Consider the following 24,623-nt stretch of genomic DNA (forward strand, 5'->3'; position numbering starts at 1 on the left):
CACCTATCCGACAATCGGATCAATCCGCAGGAGGCGACCTTGAAGGCACTCATCTGGCATGGCAAGAAAGACATCCGTTACGACACCGTTCCGGACCCCGTGATCGAGCACGGCCGCGATGCGATCATCAAGGTATCGACTTGCGCGATCTGCGGCTCGGACCTCCATCTGTTCGATGGCTTCATGCCCGGCATGGAATCGGGCGATGTGATGGGTCACGAATTCATGGGCGAAGTGGTCGAAGTCGGCCGTGATAACACCGCCCTCAAAGTGGGCGATCGTGTCGTGGTGCCGTTCACGATCATCTGCGGCGAATGCGATCAATGCAAGCGGGGCAATTTCTCCGTTTGCGAACGCTCGAACCGGAACAAGGACGCCGCCGACAAACTCTTCGGTCATACGACGGCCGGCCTCTTCGGATACACGCATCTGACAGGCGGCTATGCGGGCGGACAGGCCGAATACGTGCGCGTGCCGTTCGCGGACAAGACCCATATCAAGATTCCCGATGGCCTTTCCGACGAACAGGTGCTCTTTCTCGGCGACATCTTCCCGACTGGATGGCAGGCCGCGGTCAATTGCGAAATCGAACCGACCGACACCGTCGCGATCTGGGGCGCGGGCCCCGTCGGACAGATGGCGATCCGCAGCGCGATATTGCTGGGGGCGCGACAGGTCATCGTCATCGATCACGTTCCCGAGCGGCTTGCGATGGCGCAGGCGGCGGGCGCGATCCCGATCAACTTCAAGGACGAAAGCGTGCTCGACCGCTTGCGCGATCTGACACAAGGCAAAGGCCCCGAGAAGTGTATCGATGCCGTCGGCATGGAGTCGCACGCAACGCGCTCGTTCGACGGCATCTACGATCGAATCAAGCAGGCCGTCATGCTCGAATCCGACCGGCCGCATGTGCTGCGCGAGATGATCTACGTGTGCCGTCCGGCGGGCGTGCTCTCGGTGCCGGGCGTGTATGGCGGACTGATCGACAAGATTCCGTTCGGCGCGGCGATGAACAAAGGTCTCACCTGGCGCATGGGGCAAACGCACGTCAATCGATGGAGCGACGACTTGCTCAAGCGCATCGAAGAAGGACAGATCGATCCGTCCTTCGTCATCACGCACCGGATGAATCTGGCGGACGGGCCGCAGATGTACGAAACCTTCCGCGATAAGCAGGACGGGTGCATCAAGGTGGTCCTGAAGCCTTAGTCGACGCACCCGCGCAGGGTGAGGACGCGTCGCTTCGCGTTTGGATGCGCGCTCGGGCCGGCGAAGCGGCGCGCGAGCGCGCGGACGCCGAAAGCGGCGCCTCTGCGACGTACGCGATCATTGCGCGCATCCATCGCATTCAAGGACCGTGCTCGATGCGATGAAAGGCGCGCGCAGACAGCATGCCGACGGTGAACGTCAGTCGTGGCGATGGTGCTTGTGATGCTTGCCGCGACGGCCGTTATAGCCGCGGCTGTAGTCGTCCGCGTACGAATTCGAGCGCGATACATTGCCGCCCAATGCCGCGCCCGCGCCGCCGCCGAGCGCCGCGCCGATCAGACCGCCGCCGCGGCCGCCCATGGCGTTGCCTGCCGCCGTGCCCGCACCGCCGCCGAGCGCGCCGCCGATGATCGCGCCCGTGCGCTCGCGACGGTTCGACGTGACCGCGCCGCCGGCGCCGCCACCTACCGCCCCGCCGAGCACCGCGCCCGTGCTGCCGCCCACCGCGCCGCCCAGCGCCGCGCCGGCTACGCCGCCGAGCGCGCCGCCGAGCGCATTGTTCATGTCGCCGGCCATCGCCGAAACCGACGCAGCAGCCGTGAGCGCTGCGATTGCAACGAGTCGAATGATTCGCTTTGACATAGTTCGGATGATTGTTTTTGAGACGGGCCGAGTATAACCGCGGCTTACGAAAACCTTCGGTAAAACTGCCGCACGTCGGCGGTAAGACTTGTAACAAAGTCCGATTGCCGACATCGCGCGGCCGCAGCCGACACCTCGCCGATGGCGACGTTAGAATCTAATTCCGATTCGTCGAATCGTCCGCTACAGGAGGCCAGCGTGCCCGCGTTACTCCCTGACGTCGATCGAGATGGACTTCTCGAATACTCGGTCGTCTTCACCGACCGATCGATCAACCATATGTCGCAGCGCTTTCAGGGCGTCATGCGCGACATCTCCAACACCCTGAAGAAGGTCTACAACGCCAAGGCCGTCGCGGTCGTTCCCGGCAGCGGGACCTTCGGCATGGAAGCGGTCGCCCGGCAGTTCGCGACGAACAAGAAGTGCCTCGTCATCCGCAATGGCTGGTTCAGCTACCGCTGGTCGCAGATTTTCGACATGGGCGGCATTCCGTCCGAATCGACCGTGCTGAAGGCGCGCCCGGTCGCGCAAGGCAGGCAGGCCGCATTTGCGCCGCCGCCGATCGAAGAAGTCGTCGCCGCGATCAAGCAGAACAAGCCCGATCTCGTCTTCGCGCCGCACGTCGAAACCGCAGCCGGAATCATCCTGCCCGATTCGTATCTGCGCGCCGTGGCCGATGCGGTTCACGCCGTGGGCGGCATGTTCGTGCTGGACTGCATCGCCTCGGGCACCGTCTGGGTCGACATGGAAGCGAGCGGCGTCGATGTGCTCATCAGCGCGCCGCAAAAGGGATGGAGCGCGTCGCCGTGTTGCGGACTCGTCATGTTGAGCCCGCTCGCCCGCGAAAGAATCGACGCGACGACGAGCACGAGCTTCGCCTGCGACCTTCGCAAATGGCTGCAAATCATGGAAGCCTACGAGAACAACGGCTTCGCGTATCACGCCACGATGCCCACGGACAGTCTCACGACACTGCGCGATGTCATGAAGGAAACCGAGGCATACGGCTTCGACAAAGTGCAAGCGGAGCAATTCGAGCTGGGCAAGCGCATCCGCTCGCTCTTGGCCGACAAGGGCTTCAAGAGCGTGGCGGCCGAAGGTTTCGAAGCGCCGGGCGTCGTGGTCTGCTACACGGACGATGACGGCATCCGCACCGGCAAGAAATTCGCCGATGCCGGCGTGCAGATCGCGGCGGGCGTTCCGCTTCAATGCGACGAGCCGGCAGATTTCAAGACCTTCCGCATCGGCTTGTTCGGGCTGGACAAGCTTCACGACATCGAAGGCACGGAGGCCCGATTCGCGAAGGCGCTGAACAGCATTCTGTAACACGCGCGGCTAGCGTTGCGGCAGCGCGCGCCGCGTGAGATTCAGCACCAGCAGGAAGCCGATGAACATGACGATGCCGCCCGCGATCAGGCTCGCGCCGATCGCCCCGCGATAGACCGCGACGATCTGCGCCTGCTGCGCCGCGCTCATCTGCGCGATCGCGGCGATACCGTGATCCAGCAGCGCCTGCGTATCGAGGGACGCAGGCAGCCCGCTCATCTCGCGCTTGAGCACGAAGGTCATGATGCCGCCGGACAACGCCACGCCCAGCGACGCTCCCAGCGAGCGCACGAATCCCATCGTCGCGGTGGCGGCGCCGAGCACGCGCTCGGGCACCGAGTTCTGCACGATGACCGTCGCGTTCGGCATGCCGATGCCCATGCCCGCGCCGAGCACCGCCATCGCGCAGAGAAAGAGCGGCACGCTCGCGCCGATGTGCGCCAGCAAGGCGAGCGAGGCGAGACCGAGACATTCGAGAAAGACGCCGATCGACAGGAGCGTCGCGATACGCCGCATGCTGCCGACGGAAAAACGTCCGCCGGTCACGGACGTGACGAGCATCATCGCGACTTGCGGCAGCATCATCGCGCCGGACTGCTCGGGCGTCTCGCCCAATACGAGCTGGAAATAGAGCGGCATGAAGACGAGCGAGCCCATCATCGCGAAGGCCATGATGCCGGAAGCCGCCACGCAGGTCGCGTAAGGCACGTTGCCGAAGAGCTTCAGATCGATGATCGGTTCCCGCGCGCGCCGCTCGACGAAGAACAGGGCGACGAAGCACGCCAGCGCAAGCACGCACGACAACGGCAAGCGCATGCCCGACATGAACGACGCGGACGCCGAATTGAACACCAGCAACAGCGCCGATGTCCCGATGCAGACCAGCACCGCGCCCGCGTAATCGACGGCGTGCTCGCCGCCGCGCTCGACCTTCGGCAGCGACATCATCACGAGCGCGAGCGACAGCGCGCCGATCGGCGGATTGATGTAGAACACCCATCGCCATGACGCGTGACTCGTGATGAAGCCGCCCAGCAACGGCCCCGCGACGCTGCTCACCGCGAACGCGCCGGTGAAGAGGCCCTGATAGCGCCCGCGCTCGCGCATCGGCACGATGCTGTCGACGAGCGTCTGCGACATCGTCATCAGCCCGCCGGCGCCGAATCCTTGCAGCGCGCGAAACAGAATGAGCGCGTTCATCGATCGCGCCGCGCCGCACAGCGCCGAAGCCACGAGAAAAATGCCGATGCTGAGCGCGAAGAACGGCTTGCGTCCGTACATGTCGGAGAGCTTGCCGTAGAGCGGCGCGCTGACCGTCGACGTCAGCATGAACGCGGTGACGACCCACGTAAGATGGTTCAGGCCGCCGAGTTCGCCCGCGATGACCGGCAGCGCGGTCGCCACGATGCTCTGGTCGAGCGCCGCGAGGATCATCGCGAGAATGAGGCCCGCGAACACGCGCCGGCGCTGGTTTAACGGGATCGGTGAAACGGCAACGTCGATTGTTTCTGTGGACATCGTGTAGCGAAAATTGGATGGAAGAACGCACTACGCCCGCAGCAGGATGCGTGCCCTTTCGTATAACATTCCTTGGTTAAGCAGCGCCGGAGCGAGCGATGACAACCGCAACCGTATTCAACGAGCACGCCGATCACTGGCTCGCCGCGCGGCGCGATCCGGAGACGGGTATCGAAGGGCTGCGCGCGCATTTCAGCGGTCACGCCTACGATCCGCACGATCACGACGACATGCTGATCGGCTACACGGAACAAGGCGTGCAGCGCTTTCAGTGTCATCGGTCTTTGCATACGAGCGTGCCGGGCCGCGCGATATTGATCGAACCCGGCGCGCTGCACGACGGTCATGCGCCGGAAGCCGGCGGCTTCACCTACGCGATGCTGTACCTGCCGCAAGCATGGGTCGAACGCGCGGCGCACGAACTGAATCTTCCGGGCCTGCGCAGCGTCGAGGCGGCTTTCAGTCGAACGCTCGTCGACGATCGCCGGCTCGTCGACGTCATCCGCACGGCGTTCCACGCCATCTATCACGACGAAGGCAGGCTCGCGCGCGATCAGGCGTTCGATCGCCTGCTGACGCAACTCAGCGGCCAGTTGCGCGACGCGCCGTCGATCGGCGGCGTCACCGCGCCGCTCGCCGCCCTTCGCGCGCGCGATCTCCTGCATGAACAGATGGACGGCAACATCGGACTCGATGAGCTCGCGACCGTTGCGGGCATCGACCGGTTCCGCCTGACGCGCCTCTTCAAGCGCGCGTTCGGCACGTCGCCGCACGCGTATCTGGTGCGCTTGCGCCTGCGCGCCGCGCGTCGCTTGCTGGCGGCCGGTCATCGGCCTGCGCAGGTTGCCGCGATCGTCGGATTCTCGGATCAGAGCCACCTCGGCCGCTGGTTTCATCGCGCGTACCGGATGACACCGGCCGCGTATCGGCGGATGTGCACAAACGTTCCAGACTGAACGCCGCGAATCGCGCAACATGAATGTTCCAAGGAGGAACCTTCATGTTCGACACCAAAGTGGCGCTCATCGTGCGCGATGATCTGCCCGTCTGGCAAAAGCTCAATGTCGTCGCCTTTCTCGCGACCGGCGTCGCGGCCGCGGTGCCCGAAGCGCTCGGCGAGCCTTACGAGGACGCCGCCGGACATCGCTACGGCCGCATGCTGGGCCAGCCGATGCTCGTGTTCGCCGCCGATCTGTCCGGTCTGCAAGCCGCGCATCGACAGGCGATCACGCGCGAACTCAGAATCGTGCCGTATGTTCACGCGATGTTTTCCACCGGGCACGATGCCGCGAATCGCGATGCATTTCGTGCCGAGGACGCGGCGAATCTCGATCTCGTCGGCCTCGCGCTGCACGGCGCCAAAAAGGCCGTCGACAAGGCGGTAAAGGGACTGGCCTTGCACGGCTGATTCGAGCCGCCTTGTCGGTCAATGCGACGACACGATGATGCTCGAAATGACGCCCGTGGCGATCGCCGCCAACACGAAGTCGCCGTTCACCTGCACCCACTGATAACCCGAGGGCGGAGCGTGCAGGTCATGCGCGCGCCAGTCTTTCACGACGTAACGCGATCCACGATACGAATCCGGCAGACGGTCGCCCGAATGCCAGTCCTGATGCGGCACCGGACGGCGCGCATCGTCGTGTCCGCGTGCTTCGGGTCCGGCGTTTCGCGGCTTGCCGGGCCCTTCCTGTTGTCGATGATCCGGGCCTGCATCCGGTCCGGCCGGTTGAGCGAACGCGGCCGTCTGTCCAAAGGTGATGGCACAAAGAAGGGAAGCAATCGCAAGTCTGTTCATAGGCATCTCCATAAAACCAATGAGAGCGATGGCGCGCTCATTGATTCAATGCGATGCCTTTCGTTTCCTTACCGCAGGTCGCTTCGGCGCGTGTGAATCGTTCATCGACCGAGCACCGTCACGGCGGGAAAGCGCATCAGATTTTCAACGTCCCACTCGTCGCCCAGATAGCGCGTATCCGGCAGCGCGCGAGGCGAGACGAGATCGGCGGACATGCCGCGCGCGATCAGACGTTGAAGAACGTCGTCACGCAGCCAGAACAGCGACCCGTCGTATATGGCGGGCCTGTAATCCGCCTTGAACGCGGCAAGCGAGTAGATGTCGCTGTCCCTGCTCCATACGCCATGCGTTTCGATGACTTCGGGACGTTCCGTGCTTATGTAGTCGCCCAGCTTCGCATACCCCTGACGCGTCAGCGATGGATTCGTCAGCAGCCCCAGATCCAGGATGTTCAGGCGTTCGCAGCACAATGCCGTGCCGCCGACGTCCGGCGTCAGGAACTTGAGCGTCGGCTGCCCGAGATGCTCGCGCAAGCGATCGACCGACGCGCCGGTCATCGCGAAGTTCTGTGGCGTTACGCCTCGCCAGTCGCCGGGCGATTGATTCCACACCCTTTTGCGAACCGCGCTTCCCATTGCATCCATCGAAGCCGGCAGCGCGCCGCGCATCGCCGCGCCGACGATCATCGTGTCGACGTTTTCGCGCAGCACCTTGGCGTTGAACACGAAGGTCCCGGCAAGGCACAGCAAGAGCCAGCGCAAGACGCGCGGCCGACGCATGTTCGCGAAACGTTCCGCGAGCGATAGCACGAGGATCGGCAGCACCGCCACGAACATCCGGCCGGTATAGCCCCAGTTTCTTCCCGATATCAGTGCGAACACGCCGAAGGCCACTATCAGAAGCAGCGGCATCGGATCGAGACGGCGCGCCTGACCGCCCTTCCAGCTCAGGACGATGCCAGCCAGCAGCGCGGCGTTCACGAAGAGAAAATCCTTGAGGCCGCGCAGCTTCTCCAGTAAGCCGTCCCAGCCCTTCTTGCTGTATGGCGCGTGAAGCTTGGCCAGAATGGTGTTCGGCAACAATACGCCGAAGACCCAATATCGCCAGAGCGTCATCAGCAGAAAACAAAGCATCAGGCACACGCACATTCGAAACGCGCGCGAGCGTTCCTGCGGGCAAAACACGACCATCCAGCCCAGCGCGAAACCCAGATAGAACACCGCTTCGAAGCGAGTCAGCATCAAAAGCGGCACGAGTGCATACGCGAGCGTCGATTGCGCGCGCCAGTAGAGCACGAACGCGAGCAGCAGCAACGCGAAGACCGTCATCTCCATGCCGTTGACGATCTCGGCCTGACACATCGGAAGCAGCCCGAGCAAGGACACGACGATGAGCCGATGCGTCGGGCTCGGCAATGACGGTTGAAGCGCGCGCCACATCAGCACCAGCGTAGCGCTGAGCGCGATGAACGAAAGCAGTTGCGCCGCCCTGATCGCTTCGAGAAAGCCCGGATGGAACAGCCAATGCCCGATCGCGAGCATCGCCGTCATGAGCAGCGTCGACGTACCTTCGCCCAACGGCGACACCGGGGTCAACGCAAACAATCCGTGCCGCCCGAGCGTCTGTGCATACGCGACGGTGATGGCGCCGTCGTCCCATCCGTATGGGCCGGCCAGCGCGATCGCCGTCAACGAAAGTACCGCGTACGCCACTGCGAAGAGCAACCCGGTGGCTTTCTCCTTCGCCTCGATCCTGTGCGTGACGTGTTCGGTCATAGGCAGACAGCGCTATTGCGACCGCAATCCGAACACGGCGACGCCATTCTTCGCGCCCACATACACCTTGCCGTTCGCGATCATCGGCGTGATGAACTTGTTGCCCGCACCGAACTGGTCGCGCGCGCCCGCATCGACGCTGCTGTAGAGCTGATGATTGAGATTGGTCGCGTCGTAGGCGCGCAGCACGCCGATCGACCCGTTCTCCGCCGCCCACAGAATCGCGTTCGACGTGCCGTTCGCCGAAATGCTCGGCGTCGCGCCCGGGAAGCCGAACGAGTTCAGCGTCTGACTCGACGGCGTGCGCGACAGCGCGGCGTTCGTTACCGTGAACGCCTTGATGTTGTCGCCGACCGAGCCGAAATAGACCCTGCCGTTGAAGTACGCGGGCGCGCCGAACATCGGTCCGCGTATCTGGCCGACGAGCTCCTGATAGATGTGATCCGCGTTCGAATCGAACTTGCCCATCGACCAGCGGTTGACGACATAGATCGTCGAGTTCTTGCCCGCGCCGACCGCGAGACGCCAGACCTTGCCGTTCGCATCGGTGAAATCGGGCAAGACCATCGCGCCGCCGGAACCGAGGTCTTCGTCCTCGTTCGATTGCTGCACCGTGTTCGACGGCTGGAAGTAGTCCTGCACTCTCAACGGCCCGAGGTTCAGCCGCAGGAAGCCGTTGCCGAAGTTGCCGTTGATCGGCATCTCGTGCTCGTTCTGCGTCGGATCGAAGGTGCCGTTGGCATCGAGGAAATAGATCGATTCGCCGTCCGACGCAGGGCCCGCGCCGCTCATCCAGATCGAGCCCATCTGGCCGTTCGGCGTGACGTTCAGCACGCTCGCCTGCTGCAGCGTGTTGGCGTCGTAGCCGATCACCCAGCCGGTGTACGGCATGAAATCGCAATGCGATGTCCACGCGGTATAGATGACGCCGTTCAACTGCAGCAACGCCGCGCGCTCGGCGTACTGATCCGGATCGAACGTCAGCGTGCCGTTCTGGCTGCCCGCGCCGTTGCCCGGATAGGTCGCGCGGATTTCGGTCGGACCGTTGAAGAGCTCGGCGCCCGTCGTGATATCGAGCGCGTGGATGCGCTGGTGATAGCCGCCCGACGCATCCTTCGACATGCCGACGACATACATCGCGCCGTTCGGTCCGCGCCCGCGATCGATGACGGGCGTCGCCGTCACACCGATCGTCGGCGTGATCTGATGGCACTTGTGATCGTCGCTCGGATTCTCGCCGCTGCCGAGCGTCGAGACTCTCCAAAGCGTCGCGCCGCTGTCGGCATCGAACGCGTAGACGCTTCCGTTCTCGGTCGCGACGTACACGACGTTGTGCGTGGCGCCCCCGATCGGAACGTTCGCGAGAAAGAGCGGCTGCGCGTCGACGGCGCCATCGACGGAATAGAAAGCCACCTTGCCGAACGTGTTCTGGTTGACGTTCGCGAGCGTGAGGGTCGTTTCGGCGAGTTGCTGTCCGGTGCGGGCGATGTCGTTGTGCCAGGTGACGACGTCCATCGCGTTGCTGGGCGACGTTGCCTTCGCCACGCTCGACGCGGCCCGGCTCGCCGCGGCCGATGTCGCATCGCCGCCGGAGTCGCCGCCACTGCACGCGGCGATGATTGCCGCGATCAGCACGGCGCCGAGTGCGGCGGCATAAGCGGAAAAACGCGCATTCATTTGCATTCTCCTTCTCCGGAAGGGGCCGGAACGGACAACGCGGTGTCGGGCGACATCGGTGCTGCAACAGAGCAATCGTGATGCCCCATAGCAGCGTGTACCCGCAAACCAGCGCATCAGCGAAGCGAGGAAGCCGTCGAGCGCCCCGAGGGACGCAATTCGGCCGCTATTGAACATCGGGAAACGGAGGGCGAGCGACGAACCTGGCTTACAAAAGAGCGCGTCAGCTTTGCTCGCGACTCGCGCGCCTTCGCGGAATGGTGACGGAGAACCAGAGCAGTCTTGTCACCGAACGTTCGGGCGTAACGGGGAAGGCTCTTTACCGACTGAAAGCTATCGCAAATCGCGGAGTGAATCAATCGCGCAGGTTTTACATTGCACTTTTCGAAATCGTGCGCGTCGTTGATGACATGTTGCCGGGGCTGTAAAAACGAATGTGGGGGAGTGCACATATCTACCTACTTATTTCGCGTCTCGAACTTTTTTTGCCGATTTGGGCTGCTAATCTTTGGGCCAATGGTCATGCAAATCGCAAGGCCGTCTGTCCGGATGTCCGACATGCAAGTCTCACCTTGAGAGCCCTCGCCGGGACCAGGAACGTGCCGATGACGACGATTTCGGAAATCCGCGAAACGATGCCCGACCGAATGACATCCGGCATGCAGGCGCCCGCGCGCTCATCGGCTCGCCGCTCGCTGCTTCGCCACATGGCCGCGCTCGCTCTGGGTGCAGTGTCGTCGCCCTCCTTCGCGCAGCATGGCGATCTCGGACTCGTCACGCCGCCAGTCCGTCTCGACGATACATGGCTCGTCGATCAGACCGGCAAGAAGCGTCTGCTCAGCGACTTGCTGCATCAGCGCGTGACTGCAGTGCAAACCGTCTATACCGGCTGCGGCACGATATGTCCCTTGCAAGGCGCGTTGTTCAACGCGGTTCAGGAACGGATACCGCAAATCCGCGCGCGTCGTCCGGTGCAATTGCTGTCGGTCGGGATCGATCCGCTTTCGGATTCACCGTCGGCATTGCGCGCGTGGCTCGCGCGCTTTCAGGCGGGTTCCGCCTGGAATGCAGCGACGCCGGCACTCGCCGATGTCGACCGGATGCGCGTGGCGCTCTCGGGCAGCAACGCGCCTCTCGGCGACATCGCTGACCATTCCACCCAGGTCTATTGCTTCGATGCCAACGCGATGTTGCGCTGGCGAAGCGCCGATCTTCCTCGCGTCGAAGACATCTGCGATGTGCTCGGCGCGCTCGCACGTACGTAACCCGCTTCATGTACGGGGTGCAACCATGCCTGGAATCCGTTCGACGAGCCACGCGTCAAGCCTGTTCGTCCGATGCATGCGCTTCTTGCTGCTCGTCGCGTTGCCGCTGGCATTGGCGGGCATGCCGCACGCCGCGCGCGCGCAAAGCTCGGCGCCCATCACGCTGAGCGGCACCAGCCTGTGCGCCGACGTGAGCGGCGAATCGAGGGCGCCGGGCGCGCCCGTGATTACGTGGTCCTGCTGGGGCGGCGCGAATCAGCAGTGGTTTCCGTCAGCGACCGGCACGCGCTACAACCTCATCAATCAGAACAGCGGCCTGTGCATGGACGTCTCGGGCCAAAGCCAGAGTCCGGGCGGCCCCGTCATCCAGTGGACCTGCAATGGCGGCGCGAATCAGGCGTTCTCGTTGACGCCGCAAGGCGCGGGCTACGCGATCGTCGCGGGACATAGCGGCTTGTGCGTGACCGCATCGAGCACGACGTCGCAAGGCAATCAACTATCGCAGCAAGTGTGCAACGGAAGCGCGACGCAAACGTGGCAAGTGGCCGGCCTGCCGGTACAGCAAGCCGCATTGCCGTCGAAGTGGACGACGCCGTATCAGTTGCCGCTCGTCCCGCTGCAAGCCGCCAATCTGCCCAATGGAAACGTGCTCGTCTGGTCGGCCGACGCGCCGCTCGACTTCACCGACAGCGCGAATCCGCCGGCGAGAACCTACACGGCGATCTTCAATCCATCGAACGGCACGAGTTCGCAAGTGATCGTGACCAATACCGCGCACGACATGTTCTGCCCCGGCATTTCCAATCTCCCCGATGGCCGCATCTTCGTGACCGGCGGATTGAGCGTGCGGCAGACCAGCATCTATTCGCCGACGACCAACACATGGACCGCGGGCAATCAGATGAACATCCCGCGCGGCTATCAGGGCAGCGTGACGCTGAGCAACGGCAACGTGTTCGTCATGGGCGGATCGTGGAGCGGAGGGCTCGGAGGAAAGTCCGGCGAAACGTGGACCTCGGGTTCGGGCTGGCGGATCAATAGCGCGATTCTCGACGATTACATCGTCACGAACGACGCGAGAGGCGTGTTCCGCTCCGACAATCACGCGTGGATGTTCGCGGTCGGCAACGGACGCGTGTTCCATGCGGGACCGAGCAAGGCGATGCACTGGTTCGATACGGCGGGCAACGGCAACGTGAGCCCGGCCGGCAACCGTGGCAGCGACGGCGACGCGATGAACGGCAACGCGGTCATGTACGACGTCGGCAAGATTCTCGCGGTCGGTGGCGCGCCGAGCTACGATCAGTCGCCGGCCACGGCCAACGCGACGCTCATCGACATCAGCAGCGGCAACGCGACGACGCGGACCATCCCGCCGATGAGCTACCGGCGCGCGTTCAACAACAGCGTCGTGCTGCCGAACGGACAGGTCGTCGTGATCGGCGGACAGACCTTCGCCGAGCCTTTCTCGGACAACAACGCGGTCCTCACCCCGGAACTCTGGGACCCCGCGACCAACACGTTTTCCCCGCTCGCGCAGCAGGCCGTGCCGCGCACCTATCACAGCGTCGCGCTGCTGCTGAACGACGGACGCGTGCTGAGCGGCGGCGGGGGTCTGTGCGGATCATGCTCGACCAATCACACCGACATCGAGATCCTGACGCCGCCGTACCTGCTCAACTCGGACGGTTCCGCCGCGTCGCGTCCGACTCTCAGCTCCGTTCCGAGCGATGCGCAGCTCGGCACGACGATCGTGGTGACGGCCAGCCGGAGCACGCGCGCATTCGTGCTGATGCGCTCGTCTTCGGTTACGCATTCGCTGAACAACGAGCAACGACGCGTGCCGCTCACGTTCAGCGTCGGTACGGCGGGCGAATTCCAGTTGAACATTCCGTCCGATCCGGGCGTCGTCGTCCCCGGCTATTACATGCTGTTCGCGCTGAACGCCAACGGCGTGCCGAGCGTTTCGCGCGTGCTGCGCGTGCGTTGAATGGCCCGACGCCGCTTCCTCGAGGCGCGGGCCGCGGCGATGCGCGTCGCATTCGTCGCATTCGTCGCGGTCGTCGCATTCGTTGCGGTCGTGGCAATTGCGCCGCTTGCGCGCGCGCAGACCGCATGCGACCCCGCCGACATGGGCTGCGCGATCTTCAACGGACAACATCCGATGACCGCGCATCTGCGCGACGACGAGCGCCCGTTGCCTTCCTTTGCGACGCGATGCGTCAATTGCCACGTCGGCACATCGACGAAACCCGCGTTCGCGCCGCCGCTGACGCACGACGCCCTGCTCGGCGTCGCAAGCCGCCGTGGCGGGCCGCTCAGTCACTATGACGCGACGTCCTTCTGCCGCGCCGTGAAGGACGGCATCGATCCGGCGGGCGTGCTGCTGCGCAAGTCGATGCCCCACTACCGCATCGCCGATACCGAATGCCAGGCGCTTTGGCAATACGTCATGCATCGATGAGCGCGGGCGCTACGCGTTCCGGCGAGAGGTATTTATTGCCTCAACCGTCAGAAGAATCATTCCAATAAGGGCTTAACCCGCTAAAGAGCTTTCGACGAAGGTCGTAAAACATGCTACCGTGTACAGGATTGATCATGTTTCACCTTCGCCTCAGAACCTTGATCTCGTGGTCTCGCCGGCGTTTCGCGACCACGCTGGTTCTGGCGACGCTGTCGGCGTCCGGGCTGTGCCTCGCCGCGCTCGCCGCCGTTTCCATCACCGTCGATCGCGACATCGGCGAGCGGGAATTGCGCCGGGCGCTCGACGTCGGCTCGGAGCTCGAACTGCTCGTCGATCTGCATCTCGCCGCCAACACCGACTTCCTCAAGGGCGTCGGCTCGGCCACGTTCGAATCGCGCGCGTGGCCCATCGCCCGCGCGGTGATGGTGGCGCGCGCCTATAACCATCTCGATGCGCTGCTCGCCGATTCGCCCGCCGCCGCCGAAAAGCTCGCGGAACTCAGACGCCTGAGCGGCGAATGGCCCAAAGCGCTGCAGGATGCCGCGGCGAACGTCGCGCTTGCGTCGCATGGCACCGCAGTCGACTCCGGACGGTTGCTGCTCGCCAACGCGTCGCTGAAATCGATCATGGACATTCTCGCCCTGCTGCGCAGCGACGAGCGGGAGCTGATCGCCAGCATGCAGGAGAAAGCGCAATCGCAGATTCTGAAGCAGCGCATCGCGCTCATCGTGGGTCTCGCCGCCGGCATGCTGCTGCTCGCGTTCGCGGCGTCGAGCCGGCATCGCTCGGCGCTCGCGAAGAACGCGGCGCGCATCGTCGCCGATGAAGCACAGAAACGCTTCAGCCAGTACTTCGACCAGCATCCGGTCGCGATGCTGATCTTCGATGTCGGGAACGGCGCGATTCTCACCGCGAACGCGGCAGCGCAACGTCAGTACCGGGCGACGCTGGAACAGCTCAACGCGCTGACGATCTTCGATCTGCGCCCCGCCGAAGAAGTCGCGAACTTCCGGCTCGATCTCGCGGGCTACGTGCAGTCGGGAGCCGGTTCGGGCGCGGGCGGCATCCGGCGTCATCGCAGGCTCGATGGCGATGTCATCTTCGTGGACGTGTCGTTTCATCTGCTTTCGTTCGGCGGTCACGAGGCGTGTTTCATCACCGCTCACGACGTCACCGCGCACGAGAACGCGAAGGAACAACTGCACCTTCGCAGCCGCGCGCTCGAAGCGACGCGCGACGCCATCGTCATTTCGCATCTCTCTTGCGGCTCGCACCGCATCACGTATGCGAACACCGCGTTCGAGCGCCTGACGGGCCGCCGCGTGGCGGATGTGCTCGGCGCACAAACGCAGGCGGCGCTCGGCTGGGATCGCGCGATGCCCGAGACCGGATCGCTGACGCACGCGATGCGCGGCAATGTCGAAGCATCGCGACTGCTGAAGATGTCGCGCAGCAACGGCTCGACGTTCTGGAGCGATACCTACGTCGGTCCGATTCTCGACGACCACGGACGCGTCACGCACAGCATCACGGTGTTGAGCGACGTGACGGAGCGCGTGCGCCATCAGGAGCAGTTGAAGCGCCAGGCGCTCGAAGATCCGCTGACCGGTCTGCCGAACCGGCTCGCGCTCGGCGACCTGTTCGACCACGCCGTGCGGATCGCGCGGCGCAACGGCGACCGGCTCGGATTCATCTTCCTCGATCTGGACAACTTCAAGGACGTCAACGACAGCCTCGGTCATGCGGCCGGCGACGATGTGCTTCGCGAAGTCTCGCGACGGCTCGAATCGAGCGTCACGCCGCCCGGTTTCGTCGCGCGTTACGCAGGCGACGAGTTCGTCGTGCTGCTGCCGGGCCGGAGCCAGGACGAATGCCTCGCCCATGCCCGGCAGATCGCGACGCTTCTCGCGCAGCCGATGAAAGCCGCCGATGCCACCGTCGTCTCCGTCGCGAGCATGGGCGTCGCGTTCTTTCCCGATCACGGCAGCGACGCCGAGACGCTGCTGCGCGCCGCCGATGCGGCGATGTATCGCTCGAAGTCGCTTCACGCCGGTTCGATACAGGTTTTCGATCCGGAGATCGCGGCGGCGGAGACGGCGCGCAGCGCCATGGTCAAGGCGCTGGGACTCGCCATCGCGAAGAACGAACTGTTCGTGCTGTATCAGCCGAAGATCTGCCTGCGCACGCGGCGGGTCGAAGGCTTCGAAGCGCTGCTCCGATGGCAGAGCAAGGAGTTCGGCCTCGTGAATCCCGCGCAGTTCATCCCGCTCGCGGAGAGCACGGGGCTCATCGTGCAGATCGGCGAATGGGTGCTGGAGCAGGCGTGCCGGCAGGCCGGCGAATGGGCGAGGCTGTCGCCGTTCGTCGTGGTGGCGGTGAATGTCTCGCCCGTGCAGTTCGAACGCAGCGACGTCCCGGCGATGGTCGCGCGCGTGCTCGAACGCTCGCGTGTCGATCCGCGCAATATCGAACTGGAGATCACCGAAAGCACGCTCATGGCGCCCGGCGCGCTGCCTTCGCTGCAAGCGCTGCGCAGGCTCGACGTGTCGATCGCCATCGACGATTTCGGCACGGGCTTTTCGAGCCTGGGCTACGTGCGCAGCTTCATGGTCGATCGGGTCAAGCTCGATATGTCGTTCGTGCGCGGCATCGGTTGCTCGCGCGCCGACGAAGTCATCGTGAAGGCGGTCATCGCCATGGGTCAGGCGCTGGACATACGCGTCGTCGCGGAAGGCGTGGAAACGGCGGATCAGCTCGATTATCTGATCGACAACGGCTGCGACGAAGTACAGGGCTTCTGGCTGGGATGCCCGATGCGACCGGAACTGGCCGAAATATCGCTGATGCAATCGGCGCTCGCGCCGAGCTTCGCCTGACGGCGTTTGCGCCGATTCCCAATGCCACGCGAATGCGCTAGATTCTCCGTCGCGAGCGCGTCGCCGAATCGTGTCAATTCAGACACATTATGTGAATGTCGATATAAATCAAAGACTTAGTTGATTTCGGCGCGCGCTGCGATTATCGTTGGGCCCTCGGCAATACTTCGCGCTGTCTCTCCTGATCGACGCCTGCAATCCGCGTCGCGACATCCTCTCGTCACGTTGTGAACCGCCCTTCGGCTCGTCCGATGCACGGCGGCGGGAATCGCATTCCCCGATCAAGCGATGAACTCCCGCGCGACGCCAGCCCTTCCACTTCCGACATGCCAGACAACGAATACGCTTTTGCCCCGCCGTTTGCCCATGCCCCGCTCGCGCGAATGCTCGCGCTCGTCGCGGCCGCCGCCTTCGCGCTGTGCGCGTGCGGCGAGAAATCCGCTGCCGCCGGCGCGCCACCCGCGGCGAATGCGCCCGAAGTCAGCGTGATGACGCTGAAGGCGCAGCGCATCGACATCGTGGACGATCTGTCCGGACGCCTCTCGTCGGTCGAAGTCGCCGACGTGCGCCCGCAAGTCGATGGCATCGTGACCAAGCGGCTTTTCGTCGAAGGCTCGACGGTCAGGGCCGGCCAGCCGCTTTATCAACTCGATGCCGCGAGCTACCAGGCCGCGTACGACACCGCGCTCGGCACGCTGCAAAAGGCGATCGCCACGTCGAAGGCCGCCGACGTCACGGCGAAGCGCTATCAGGAACTCTTCAAGATCAAGAGCGTGAGCGCGCAGGACATGGAGAACTACGCCGCCGCCGCCGACGAGGCACACGCCGATATCGTCACGGATCGCGGCTCGCTCGAAACCGCGCGCGTGAATCTGGCGCGCACGCGCATCGTCGCGCCGATCAGCGGCAAGATCGGCAAGTCGGCGGTGACGGTCGGCGCGCTCGTCACGTCGGGACAATCGACGGCGCTCACGACCATCCAGTCGATGGACACGCTCTACCTCGACGTCACGCGTTCCAGCACCGAAGCGCTGCGGCTCTCGAAGGCCATCGCGTCCGGCGCGCTGAAGCCCGGCACGAGCAAGGTCACGGTGCAGACCGAAGACGGCGCGACCTACGCGCATACCGGCACGCTGCTCTTCTCCGATGTCACCGTCGATCAGACCACCGGCTCGATCACGCTGCGGGCATCGATTCCGAACCCGGAGCATCAGCTTCTGCCGGGCATGTTCGTGCAGGCGCAACTCGACGAAGGCGAGCAGGACGCGATTCTCGTGCCGCAAACGCTCGTGAATCGCGGCGCGGGCGGCACCTCGACCGTGCTCGTCGTGAACGCGCAGAACGTCGTCGAAAGCCGCACCGTCACCGCCGATACGGCGCACGGCAACGACTGGATCGTGACGCGCGGCCTGCGCGCGGGCGAGCGCATCGCCACCGACAATCTGCAGGTGGTGAGCGCGGGCATGAAGGTCTCGCCCGTCGAACGCGATGCGCAAGCGCAGCTCGCCAAGGGAGACTGACGCACGATGCTCTCCCGTTTCTTCATTCACCGGCCCGTGCTCGCATGGGTCATCGCCATCGTCGTGATGCTGATCGGCGCGCTCTCGATCCGCACGCTGTCCGTCGAGCAATATCCGAACGTCGCGCCGCCGTCGATCCGCATCACCGCGACCTATCCGGGCGCATCCGCCGATACGCTCGCCACCACGGTCACGCAGGTGATCGAGCAGGACATGACGGGCATCGACAATCTGATGTACATGTCGTCGACGAGCAGCTCGGCGGGCACCGCGACCATCACGCTGACGTTCAAGTCGGGCACCAATGCGGACGTCGCCGCGATGCAGGTGCAGAACAAGGTGCAGGAAGCGAACGCATCGCTGCCGAGCGCCGTTCAGCAACAGGGCATTCAGGTCAGCAAGACCGCGGGCAACATCCTGATGGTCGTATCGGTCACGTCCACGGACGGCCGCATGAACACCGTCGATCTCGGCAATCTGCTCGCGACGCGGGTGCAGGATCCGCTCACGCAAATCAGCGGCGTCGGGCAAGTGACGCTCTTCAGCGCGCAGCACTCGATGCGCGTGTGGCTCGATCCCGTCAAGCTGCGCAGCGTCGGCCTGATGCCGAGCGATGTCACGACCGCCATCGACAGTCAGAACGCGCAGCTTTCCGTCGGGCAGATCGGCGGCGCACCGCAGACGAAGACGCAAGCCATCAACGCGACCATCGTGACGCGCGGCTTTCTCAAGACTTCGGACGAGTTCGCCAACATTCTCCTGCGCGTCAATCAGGACGGCTCGCGCGTGTATCTGAAGGATGTCGGCACGGTCGAAGTCGGCGGCGACTCCTACGACATGACGTCGCGTCTGAACGGCAAGCCCGCCGCCGCGATGGGCATCATGCTCGCAAGCGGCGCGAACGCGCTGTCGGTCGCGAAGGCCGTGCGCGCGCAACTCGCGGTGTTGCAGAAGCAGATGCCGGGCGGCGTGCAACTGAGCGTTCCGCACGACACGACGCCTTTCGTATCCGCGTCCATCTCCGAGGTCATCACGACACTCTTCGAAGCCGTCGTGCTCGTGTTCCTCGTGATGTACCTGTTCCTCGGCAACCTGCGCGCGACGCTCATTCCGACCATCGTCGTGCCGGTCGCGCTGCTCGGCACGTTCGCGCTGATCGCCGCGGTCGGCTTCACCATCAACGTGCTGTCGCTGTTCGCGCTGGTGCTGGCCATCGGTCTTCTGGTCGATGACGCGATCGTCGTGGTCGAGAACGTCGAGCGGTTGCTGAGCGAAGGCCTGTCGCCGCTCGATGCCACCATCAAGGCGATGGGCGAGATCGGCGGCGCATTGATCGGCGTCACCGCCGTGCTGACGGCCGTGTTCATTCCGATGGCGTTCATGTCGGGCTCGACGGGCGAGATCTATCGTCAGTTCTCGCTCACGATCACGTCGGCGATGGTGCTCTCCGTGCTGCTCGCGCTGACGCTCACGCCCGCGCTGTGCGCGACGCTGCTGCGCCCGGTCGATCCGCAACATCAGCGGCGCGGCTTCTTCGCGTGGTTCGAGCGCACATTCGAAGGCGGCACGCGCCGTTACGAGCGTGTAGTGACGCGCCTCGTTGCGCGCCCGCTGCGCTGGATGGCCGCGTATGCCGCGATCTGCGGCGTGGCCGCGCTGCTGTACTGGCAGCTTCCATCGTCGTTCCTGCCGGATGAGGATCAGGGCACGCTGATGACCATCGTCAATCTGCCCGCGGGCAGCTCGAGCGTGCAGGCGAACGTCGTGGAGAAGCAGGTCGAGTCGTATTTCACGGCGCTTCCCGAAGTGGAGAACGTCGTCATGCTCGATGGCTTCAGCGTGTCGGGCAGCGGACAGAACATGGCGATGGCGATGGTCAAGCTCAAGGACTGGAAGGATCGCAAGGGCAAAGGCCAGTCCGCGGCGGAGATCGTCGGCGCCGCGAACGCGCACTTTCGCAGCTTGCGCGCCGGACAGGTCTTCGTGATGAATCCGCCCGCCGTGCAAGGTCTCGGCAGTTACAGCGGTGTCGATTTCGAACTGAAGGACATGGCCGGTCTGGGTCACGATCAGCTTGTCGCCGCGAGAAACAAGCTCTTGGCTCTTGCCGCGAAGGATCCGAAGATCACCGGTATGCGTCCCGCCGGCATGGCCGACGTGCCGCAGTACGCCGTGGATATCGATTACCTGAAGGCGTCGGCGCTCGGCGTCAGCGCATCCAATATCAACGACACGCTGCAGACCGCGTTTGGCTCGACCTACGTGAACAATTACGTGGACACGGGGCGCATCCAGAAGGTCTATGTTCAGGCGCTGCCGCAATACCGCATGATGCCCGCCGATATCGGCAAATGGTTCGTGACATCGAGCAATACGACGACGAGCACGACCAGCTACGACGGCAAGATGGTGCCGTTCTCGTCGTTCGCCTCGGGCCACTGGACGACCGGTTCTCCGCAAGTCGAACGCTACAACCGCAGCCTTTCGATGGAGATGACCGCGCAAAGCCCGCAAGGCGTCAGCAGCGGCGACACGATGAACGCGATCGAAGCGCTCGTCGCGCAGTTGCCGCAAGGCATTGCGATGGAGTGGACCGGCCAGTCGTATCAGGAGAAGCTCGCGGGCTCGCAGGCGACGTATCTCTATGCGCTTTCGCTGATCGTCGTGTTCCTCTGTCTCGCGGGTCTGTACGAAAGCTGGTCCGTGCCGTTCTCGGTGATCCTCGTCGTGCCGCTCGGCATCGTCGGGGCACTGGTCGCGGCGCATCTGCGCGGCTTCACCGACGACATCTATTTCAAGGTCGGCTTGCTGACGACCATCGGACTCGCGACCAAGAACGCGATCCTGATCGTCGAGTACGCGAAGTCCCTGCACGAGCGCGGTCACAGCGTGCGTCAGGCGGCGATCGAAGCGGCGCATCTGCGCTTGCGGCCCATCGTGATGACCTCGCTCGCCTTCGGCTTCGGCGTGCTGCCGATGGCGTTCGCGAGCGGCGCGGGCGCATCGAGCCGCGAGAGTCTCGGCAACGGCGTGCTTGGCGGCGTGATTGCCGCGACGCTGCTCGCCATCGTCTTCGTGCCAGTATTTTTCGTGCTGATTCGGGGCTTCGGAAACAGGAAGAAGGAAGGAGCCGCTCATGAATAGGCGCTTCGCTGTCTGCCGCATCGTCGCGGCGACGCTGACGGTTTTCGCGCTCGGCGCGTGCACGCTCGAGCCTCACTACGAGCGGCCCGCCGCACCGATGCCCGCGTCCTATCCGCAGTACGAATCGACGAGCGCGCAACAACAGGCATCGGCTGCCGACCTGCTGTCCGACTGGCGCTCGTTCGTGCGGGATCCGTATCTGCGTCAGTTGATCGAGCTTGCGCTGACGAACAACCGCGACTTGCGGCAAGCCGCGCTGAAGGTCGCGCAATACGAGGCGGAGTATCGGATCGTGCGCGCCGAACTGGGGCCGTCGATCACGGCGACGGGCACGCATAGTGCGTCGCACCAGTCGGGCGTGACGACGAAATCCACCAGCCTCGAACTCGGCACGAGCGCGTGGGAAATCGACTTCTTCGGCCGCATCCGCAGCCTGAAGGATCAGGCGCTGGAGCAGTATCTGTCGACGGACGCGGCGCGCCGCAGCACGCAGATCAGCCTCATCTCCACCACGGCGGGCGACTATCTGACATGGCTCGCGGATCGCGCCCTGCTCGACGTGACGGAACGCACGGTGGCTTCGTATCGCGACACCTACGAGACGACGCTGCGCGCGGCCAATCTCGGCAGCGGCTCGATGGAAGACGTGCAGTCCGCGCGCACATCGCTGACGAGCGCAATGGCGAATCTCGCCGCGTATCGACGCGCGGTGGAGCAGGATCGCAACAACCTGATCGCGGTGATCGGCTGCCCGTTGCCCGACGGCTTCCCCGACGATCGCGCCTTGCCCGACGAACCGCTCTTCGCCGCCGTGCCCGAGGGCCTGCCTTCGACGCTCTTGACGGAGCGGCCCGACATCATCGAGGCGGAACATGCGTTGAAGTCCGCGAACGCGTATATCGGTGCGGCGCGCGCGGCGTTCTTCCCGACCGTCTCGCTGACCGCGACGGGCGGCGTCGCGAGCAACGGGCTGTCGTCGCTCTTCAAGGCGGGTTCGGGCGCGTGGGCGTTCGAGCCGTCGATCAGCGTGCCGATCTTCCAGTTCGGCAGTCTGCGCGCCTCGCTCGACTCCGCGACGATCTCGAAGAACATCTACGTCGCGGCGTACGAAGGCACGATCCAGACCGCCTTCAAGGAGGTGTCGAACGCGCTCGCGGCGCGCGCCACGTATGTCGATCAGACCGCCGCGGACCTTCAGTATGTCGATGCCGCGCAGCAGTACTACGACATCGCCAATGCGCGCTATCGCGGCGGCCTGGACAGCTTCCTCACTTTGCTCACGGCGCAGCGCACGCTGTTCAGCGCGCAGACCCAGCTCGTGACCGACCGCGCCGCGCAACAGACCAACATGGTGACGCTCTACACGGCGCTGGGCGGCGGCTGGCGCAAGGATGCGCAAGTGCAGGAGACGGCGGCGAAATAGTCCGAACGCGCTTCATTCGTGCTGCGAGGGCCGTCGCCTGTCGCGCTCGGCTATATCGCGACGCAGTTCTCGTTCGGCGTGAGCTTTCTGCTCGTCGGCGCGGTGTTCATTCCGAGCGGCATCGGCACGTTGTTCATTCCGGAACGTCTGTACGACACGAGCGATTCCGGCCCATCGACGCCCGCGCGATCACGCCGATGACGGCGCCGTCGCGCAACCGCTCATCGCGCGCTGATCGTCGTCGGCGCTGACGGGCGCGAGCGCCATCAGCCGCGCGAGCACCGGCCAGCGCGTCACCGCCGCGCGCAATTCCTCGTCGGCTTCGGCATCGAAATAGCGCGCGGCGTCGAGACCGGCGACGCGCTCCGCAAGCGCGACGACATCATGCCGGTCGCGCGCTTCCTTGTTCAGCGTGTTCATTTCTGATCCACCCATACGCCGTCCGGCGTCTTCACGACATAGCCCGTCGCGGTCTTCATCGTGACGGTGCCTTCGTTCTCGCCGATCATCGGCGTCTGCGGCAGATTGGCCGCGTATTGCGACAGCGTGACGCCCGCCTTGAACGGACTGTTCGACACGAGGTTCGACAGCAATTGCGCGATGGCGAGATGCCCGGTCGGCTGATCGATGACGGTCGTCGCGCCGTGATTGCCCGTGAAGCCGACGAGCCGCACGCCCACCGGCCCGTGGATCACGCTCGGCGTCGGAATCTCGCGCAGGCCCGCGACCTGATTGGCGTCGCCGCGCAGCGCCGCGCCGTGCTCGGGCACGAACACGATCACCGCGCGCCGCCCCGATTGCTGGATCAGATCGGCGAACTTGTCGAAATCGCTCATCAGCTTCGCCACGCGCAGCGGATACGACTCGAGGCTCGTCATCTTGTTGTTCGGCAGGCGGTTGCCGTCGTGCAGGCTGATCGTGTTGTAGTACAGCGCGACCGGTCCCGGCTCCCGCGCGCGCTCTGCGTACCAGTTCGCGAGCGTGCCGTAATCGTCCATGATCGGCGAGCCGTCGAACGCGTGCATCGCGACGGGCGCGGCCGTGTTCGGCACGAAAGGCACGTTCGGCACGCCGATGTTCTCCTTCACGAGCTGCGTGAAGTTGTCGAAGTGGCCGTCGTGATTGAACGTGACCTGCGGCGTGTAGCCGGCCTGCGCAAGATCGGCCATCAGATGACACTGCGCGGGCGCATCCTTGTACAGATCGGCGTGCGCTTCCTGTCCGCACGACGCGCGCAGCACGCGAATCGCCGCCGGGCCGCTGTAGCTCGCCGCCGTGCTGAAGTTCGTGAACAGATAGTCGAAGTGCGACAGGAACGGATGATTGCGCTGCTTCGATACATCGAGGTCGTCCCACGACAGCGAGCAGATGTGCAGCACGATCACGTCGAACTGCTCTTTCGGATCGCTCGACAGATGACCGAAGCTCACCTGTCGCTGCGACTCCTTCGCCCTGAATGCCGCGAGCGTCGCGTTGTAATCCAGGGGGTCCGCGGATTGACGGTTAGTTGCGGCAACGGCATTGCCCTGCGGCTTCGCCTCGATGCGCGCGAGCACAGCATTCGCGCCCTGCCACACCGGCAGCGCGACGAGCGCGATCATCACGAAGGTCGCGACGCGCAGCCAGCGATTGACGACGAGATACGCGACGAGCAGACCGAGCGCGACGGCGAGCAGCATCGGCGGAAGAAAGCGCGGCAGCAACTCGAGCCAGTAGCCGAAGCTGAAGGTCGTGAGATTGCCGAACTCCTCGACGATGCGGCCGAACGGCGGCACGTTCGCCTCGCGATACATCAGCGGCAAACCGATGCCGAGCCCGGCGACGAACCGCACCGCGCGCCAGATGCGCGAGCGCAGCGGCGAGCTCGCGGCGAGCGCCACCGCGAACGCGATGTTCGCGAGCCATATCGGCGTCAGATGCCCCGTCGAAAAGAGCGCGATCTTGATGATGAAATACAGGTTCCAGAAGGTCATCTTCGTTCTTCTT

19 protein-coding genes are annotated in these 24,623 nt (G+C 64.4%); 12 read left to right on the plus strand and 7 right to left on the minus strand.

Going from position 1 to position 24,623, the window contains the following annotated elements; genetic code table 11:
• Positions 1 to 39 precede the first annotated feature (39 nt).
• Complete coding sequence (locus QCE58_RS30625; protein WP_008345760.1) at positions 40 to 1,209, plus strand: zinc-dependent alcohol dehydrogenase; 1,170 nt, start codon at positions 40 to 42, stop codon at positions 1,207 to 1,209.
• Positions 1,210 to 1,407: 198 nt separating this feature from the next.
• Here QCE58_RS30625 and QCE58_RS30630 read toward each other — a convergent pair whose 3' ends face one another.
• Positions 1,408 to 1,851, minus strand: coding sequence for a hypothetical protein (locus QCE58_RS30630; RefSeq protein WP_175982183.1), 444 nt, complete (start codon positions 1,849 to 1,851; stop codon positions 1,408 to 1,410).
• A 198-nt stretch (positions 1,852 to 2,049) separates the two neighbouring features.
• Between QCE58_RS30630 and QCE58_RS30635 the strand changes: the two genes are divergently transcribed.
• Positions 2,050 to 3,177: an aminotransferase class V-fold PLP-dependent enzyme gene (locus QCE58_RS30635; RefSeq protein WP_250504455.1), complete on the plus strand. Its 1,128-nt coding sequence runs from the start codon at positions 2,050 to 2,052 to the stop codon at positions 3,175 to 3,177.
• 9 nt (positions 3,178 to 3,186) lie between these two features.
• On the opposite strand, the gene QCE58_RS30640 is transcribed toward QCE58_RS30635, so the two are convergent.
• Positions 3,187 to 4,695, minus strand: coding sequence for an MDR family MFS transporter (locus QCE58_RS30640; protein WP_309780677.1), 1,509 nt, complete (start codon positions 4,693 to 4,695; stop codon positions 3,187 to 3,189).
• 98 nt (positions 4,696 to 4,793) lie between these two features.
• Between QCE58_RS30640 and QCE58_RS30645 the strand changes: the two genes are divergently transcribed.
• Both QCE58_RS30645 and QCE58_RS30650 read left to right on the plus strand, forming a co-directional pair.
• Positions 4,794 to 5,651 carry an AraC family transcriptional regulator gene (locus QCE58_RS30645; protein ID WP_008345768.1) on the plus strand — a complete coding sequence of 286 codons (858 nt, stop codon included), beginning with the start codon at positions 4,794 to 4,796 and terminating at the stop codon, positions 5,649 to 5,651.
• Between the two features lie 44 nt (positions 5,652 to 5,695).
• On the plus strand, positions 5,696 to 6,103 hold the full coding sequence (locus QCE58_RS30650) for a DUF2000 domain-containing protein (protein ID WP_250522678.1): 408 nt from the start codon (positions 5,696 to 5,698) through the stop codon (positions 6,101 to 6,103).
• An 18-nt stretch (positions 6,104 to 6,121) separates the two neighbouring features.
• Here the strand turns inward: QCE58_RS30650 and QCE58_RS30655 are convergent, their stop codons facing one another.
• The 3 genes from QCE58_RS30655 to QCE58_RS30665 form a co-directional block, all read right to left on the minus strand.
• A complete protein-coding gene (locus QCE58_RS30655) occupies positions 6,122 to 6,493 on the minus strand; it encodes an RcnB family protein (protein ID WP_250522677.1) in 372 nt (123 codons plus the stop codon).
• 101 nt (positions 6,494 to 6,594) lie between these two features.
• Positions 6,595 to 8,268 carry a hypothetical protein gene (locus QCE58_RS30660; protein ID WP_175982185.1) on the minus strand — a complete coding sequence of 558 codons (1,674 nt, stop codon included), beginning with the start codon at positions 8,266 to 8,268 and terminating at the stop codon, positions 6,595 to 6,597.
• A 12-nt stretch (positions 8,269 to 8,280) separates the two neighbouring features.
• Entirely contained in the window at positions 8,281 to 9,945 is a 1,665-nt protein-coding gene (locus QCE58_RS30665) for a PQQ-binding-like beta-propeller repeat protein (protein WP_250522676.1), read from the minus strand.
• A gap of 605 nt (positions 9,946 to 10,550) precedes the next feature.
• On the opposite strand from QCE58_RS30665, the gene QCE58_RS30670 reads away from it, so the two are divergent.
• The 8 genes from QCE58_RS30670 (at position 10,551) to QCE58_RS30705 (ending at position 22,838) form a co-directional block, all read left to right on the plus strand.
• Positions 10,551 to 11,210 (plus strand): SCO family protein, encoded by a 660-nt coding sequence (locus QCE58_RS30670; RefSeq protein WP_239295263.1) that lies wholly within the window; start codon positions 10,551 to 10,553, stop codon positions 11,208 to 11,210.
• A gap of 76 nt (positions 11,211 to 11,286) precedes the next feature.
• Positions 11,287 to 13,200 carry an RICIN domain-containing protein gene (locus tag QCE58_RS30675; RefSeq protein ID WP_008345777.1) on the plus strand — a complete coding sequence of 638 codons (1,914 nt, stop codon included), beginning with the start codon at positions 11,287 to 11,289 and terminating at the stop codon, positions 13,198 to 13,200.
• On the plus strand, positions 13,201 to 13,674 hold the full coding sequence (locus tag QCE58_RS30680) for a hypothetical protein (protein WP_250522675.1): 474 nt from the start codon (positions 13,201 to 13,203) through the stop codon (positions 13,672 to 13,674).
• Positions 13,675 to 13,808: 134 nt separating this feature from the next.
• Positions 13,809 to 16,550, plus strand: coding sequence for an EAL domain-containing protein (locus tag QCE58_RS30685; protein WP_250522674.1), 2,742 nt, complete (start codon positions 13,809 to 13,811; stop codon positions 16,548 to 16,550).
• 383 nt (positions 16,551 to 16,933) lie between these two features.
• Positions 16,934 to 18,070: an efflux RND transporter periplasmic adaptor subunit gene (locus tag QCE58_RS30690; RefSeq protein ID WP_250522673.1), complete on the plus strand. Its 1,137-nt coding sequence runs from the start codon at positions 16,934 to 16,936 to the stop codon at positions 18,068 to 18,070.
• Between the two features lie 6 nt (positions 18,071 to 18,076).
• Positions 18,077 to 21,214, plus strand: a complete 3,138-nt coding sequence (locus tag QCE58_RS30695) for an efflux RND transporter permease subunit (protein ID WP_008345784.1) — start codon at positions 18,077 to 18,079, stop codon at positions 21,212 to 21,214.
• A complete protein-coding gene (locus tag QCE58_RS30700) occupies positions 21,207 to 22,637 on the plus strand; it encodes an efflux transporter outer membrane subunit (protein WP_250522672.1) in 1,431 nt (476 codons plus the stop codon). The genes QCE58_RS30695 and QCE58_RS30700 overlap by 8 nt, the downstream gene beginning before the upstream one ends.
• An 18-nt stretch (positions 22,638 to 22,655) precedes the next feature.
• Positions 22,656 to 22,838 carry a hypothetical protein gene (locus tag QCE58_RS30705; RefSeq protein WP_008345788.1) on the plus strand — a complete coding sequence of 61 codons (183 nt, stop codon included), beginning with the start codon at positions 22,656 to 22,658 and terminating at the stop codon, positions 22,836 to 22,838.
• Here the strand turns inward: QCE58_RS30705 and QCE58_RS30710 are convergent.
• Positions 22,827 to 23,057, minus strand: coding sequence for a hypothetical protein (locus QCE58_RS30710; protein WP_008345789.1), 231 nt, complete (start codon positions 23,055 to 23,057; stop codon positions 22,827 to 22,829). The two genes, QCE58_RS30705 and QCE58_RS30710, sit on opposite strands and share 12 nt — an antisense overlap.
• Entirely contained in the window at positions 23,054 to 24,610 is a 1,557-nt protein-coding gene (bcsG, locus tag QCE58_RS30715) for a cellulose biosynthesis protein BcsG (RefSeq protein WP_250522671.1), read from the minus strand. Before bcsG ends, QCE58_RS30710 begins: the two co-directional genes overlap by 4 nt.
• Between the last annotated feature and the right edge of the window lie 13 nt (positions 24,611 to 24,623).

The organism is Caballeronia sp. LZ028, from assembly GCF_031451415.1.
In the GTDB taxonomy this organism is placed as follows: Bacteria; Pseudomonadota; Gammaproteobacteria; order Burkholderiales; family Burkholderiaceae; genus Caballeronia; species Caballeronia zhejiangensis.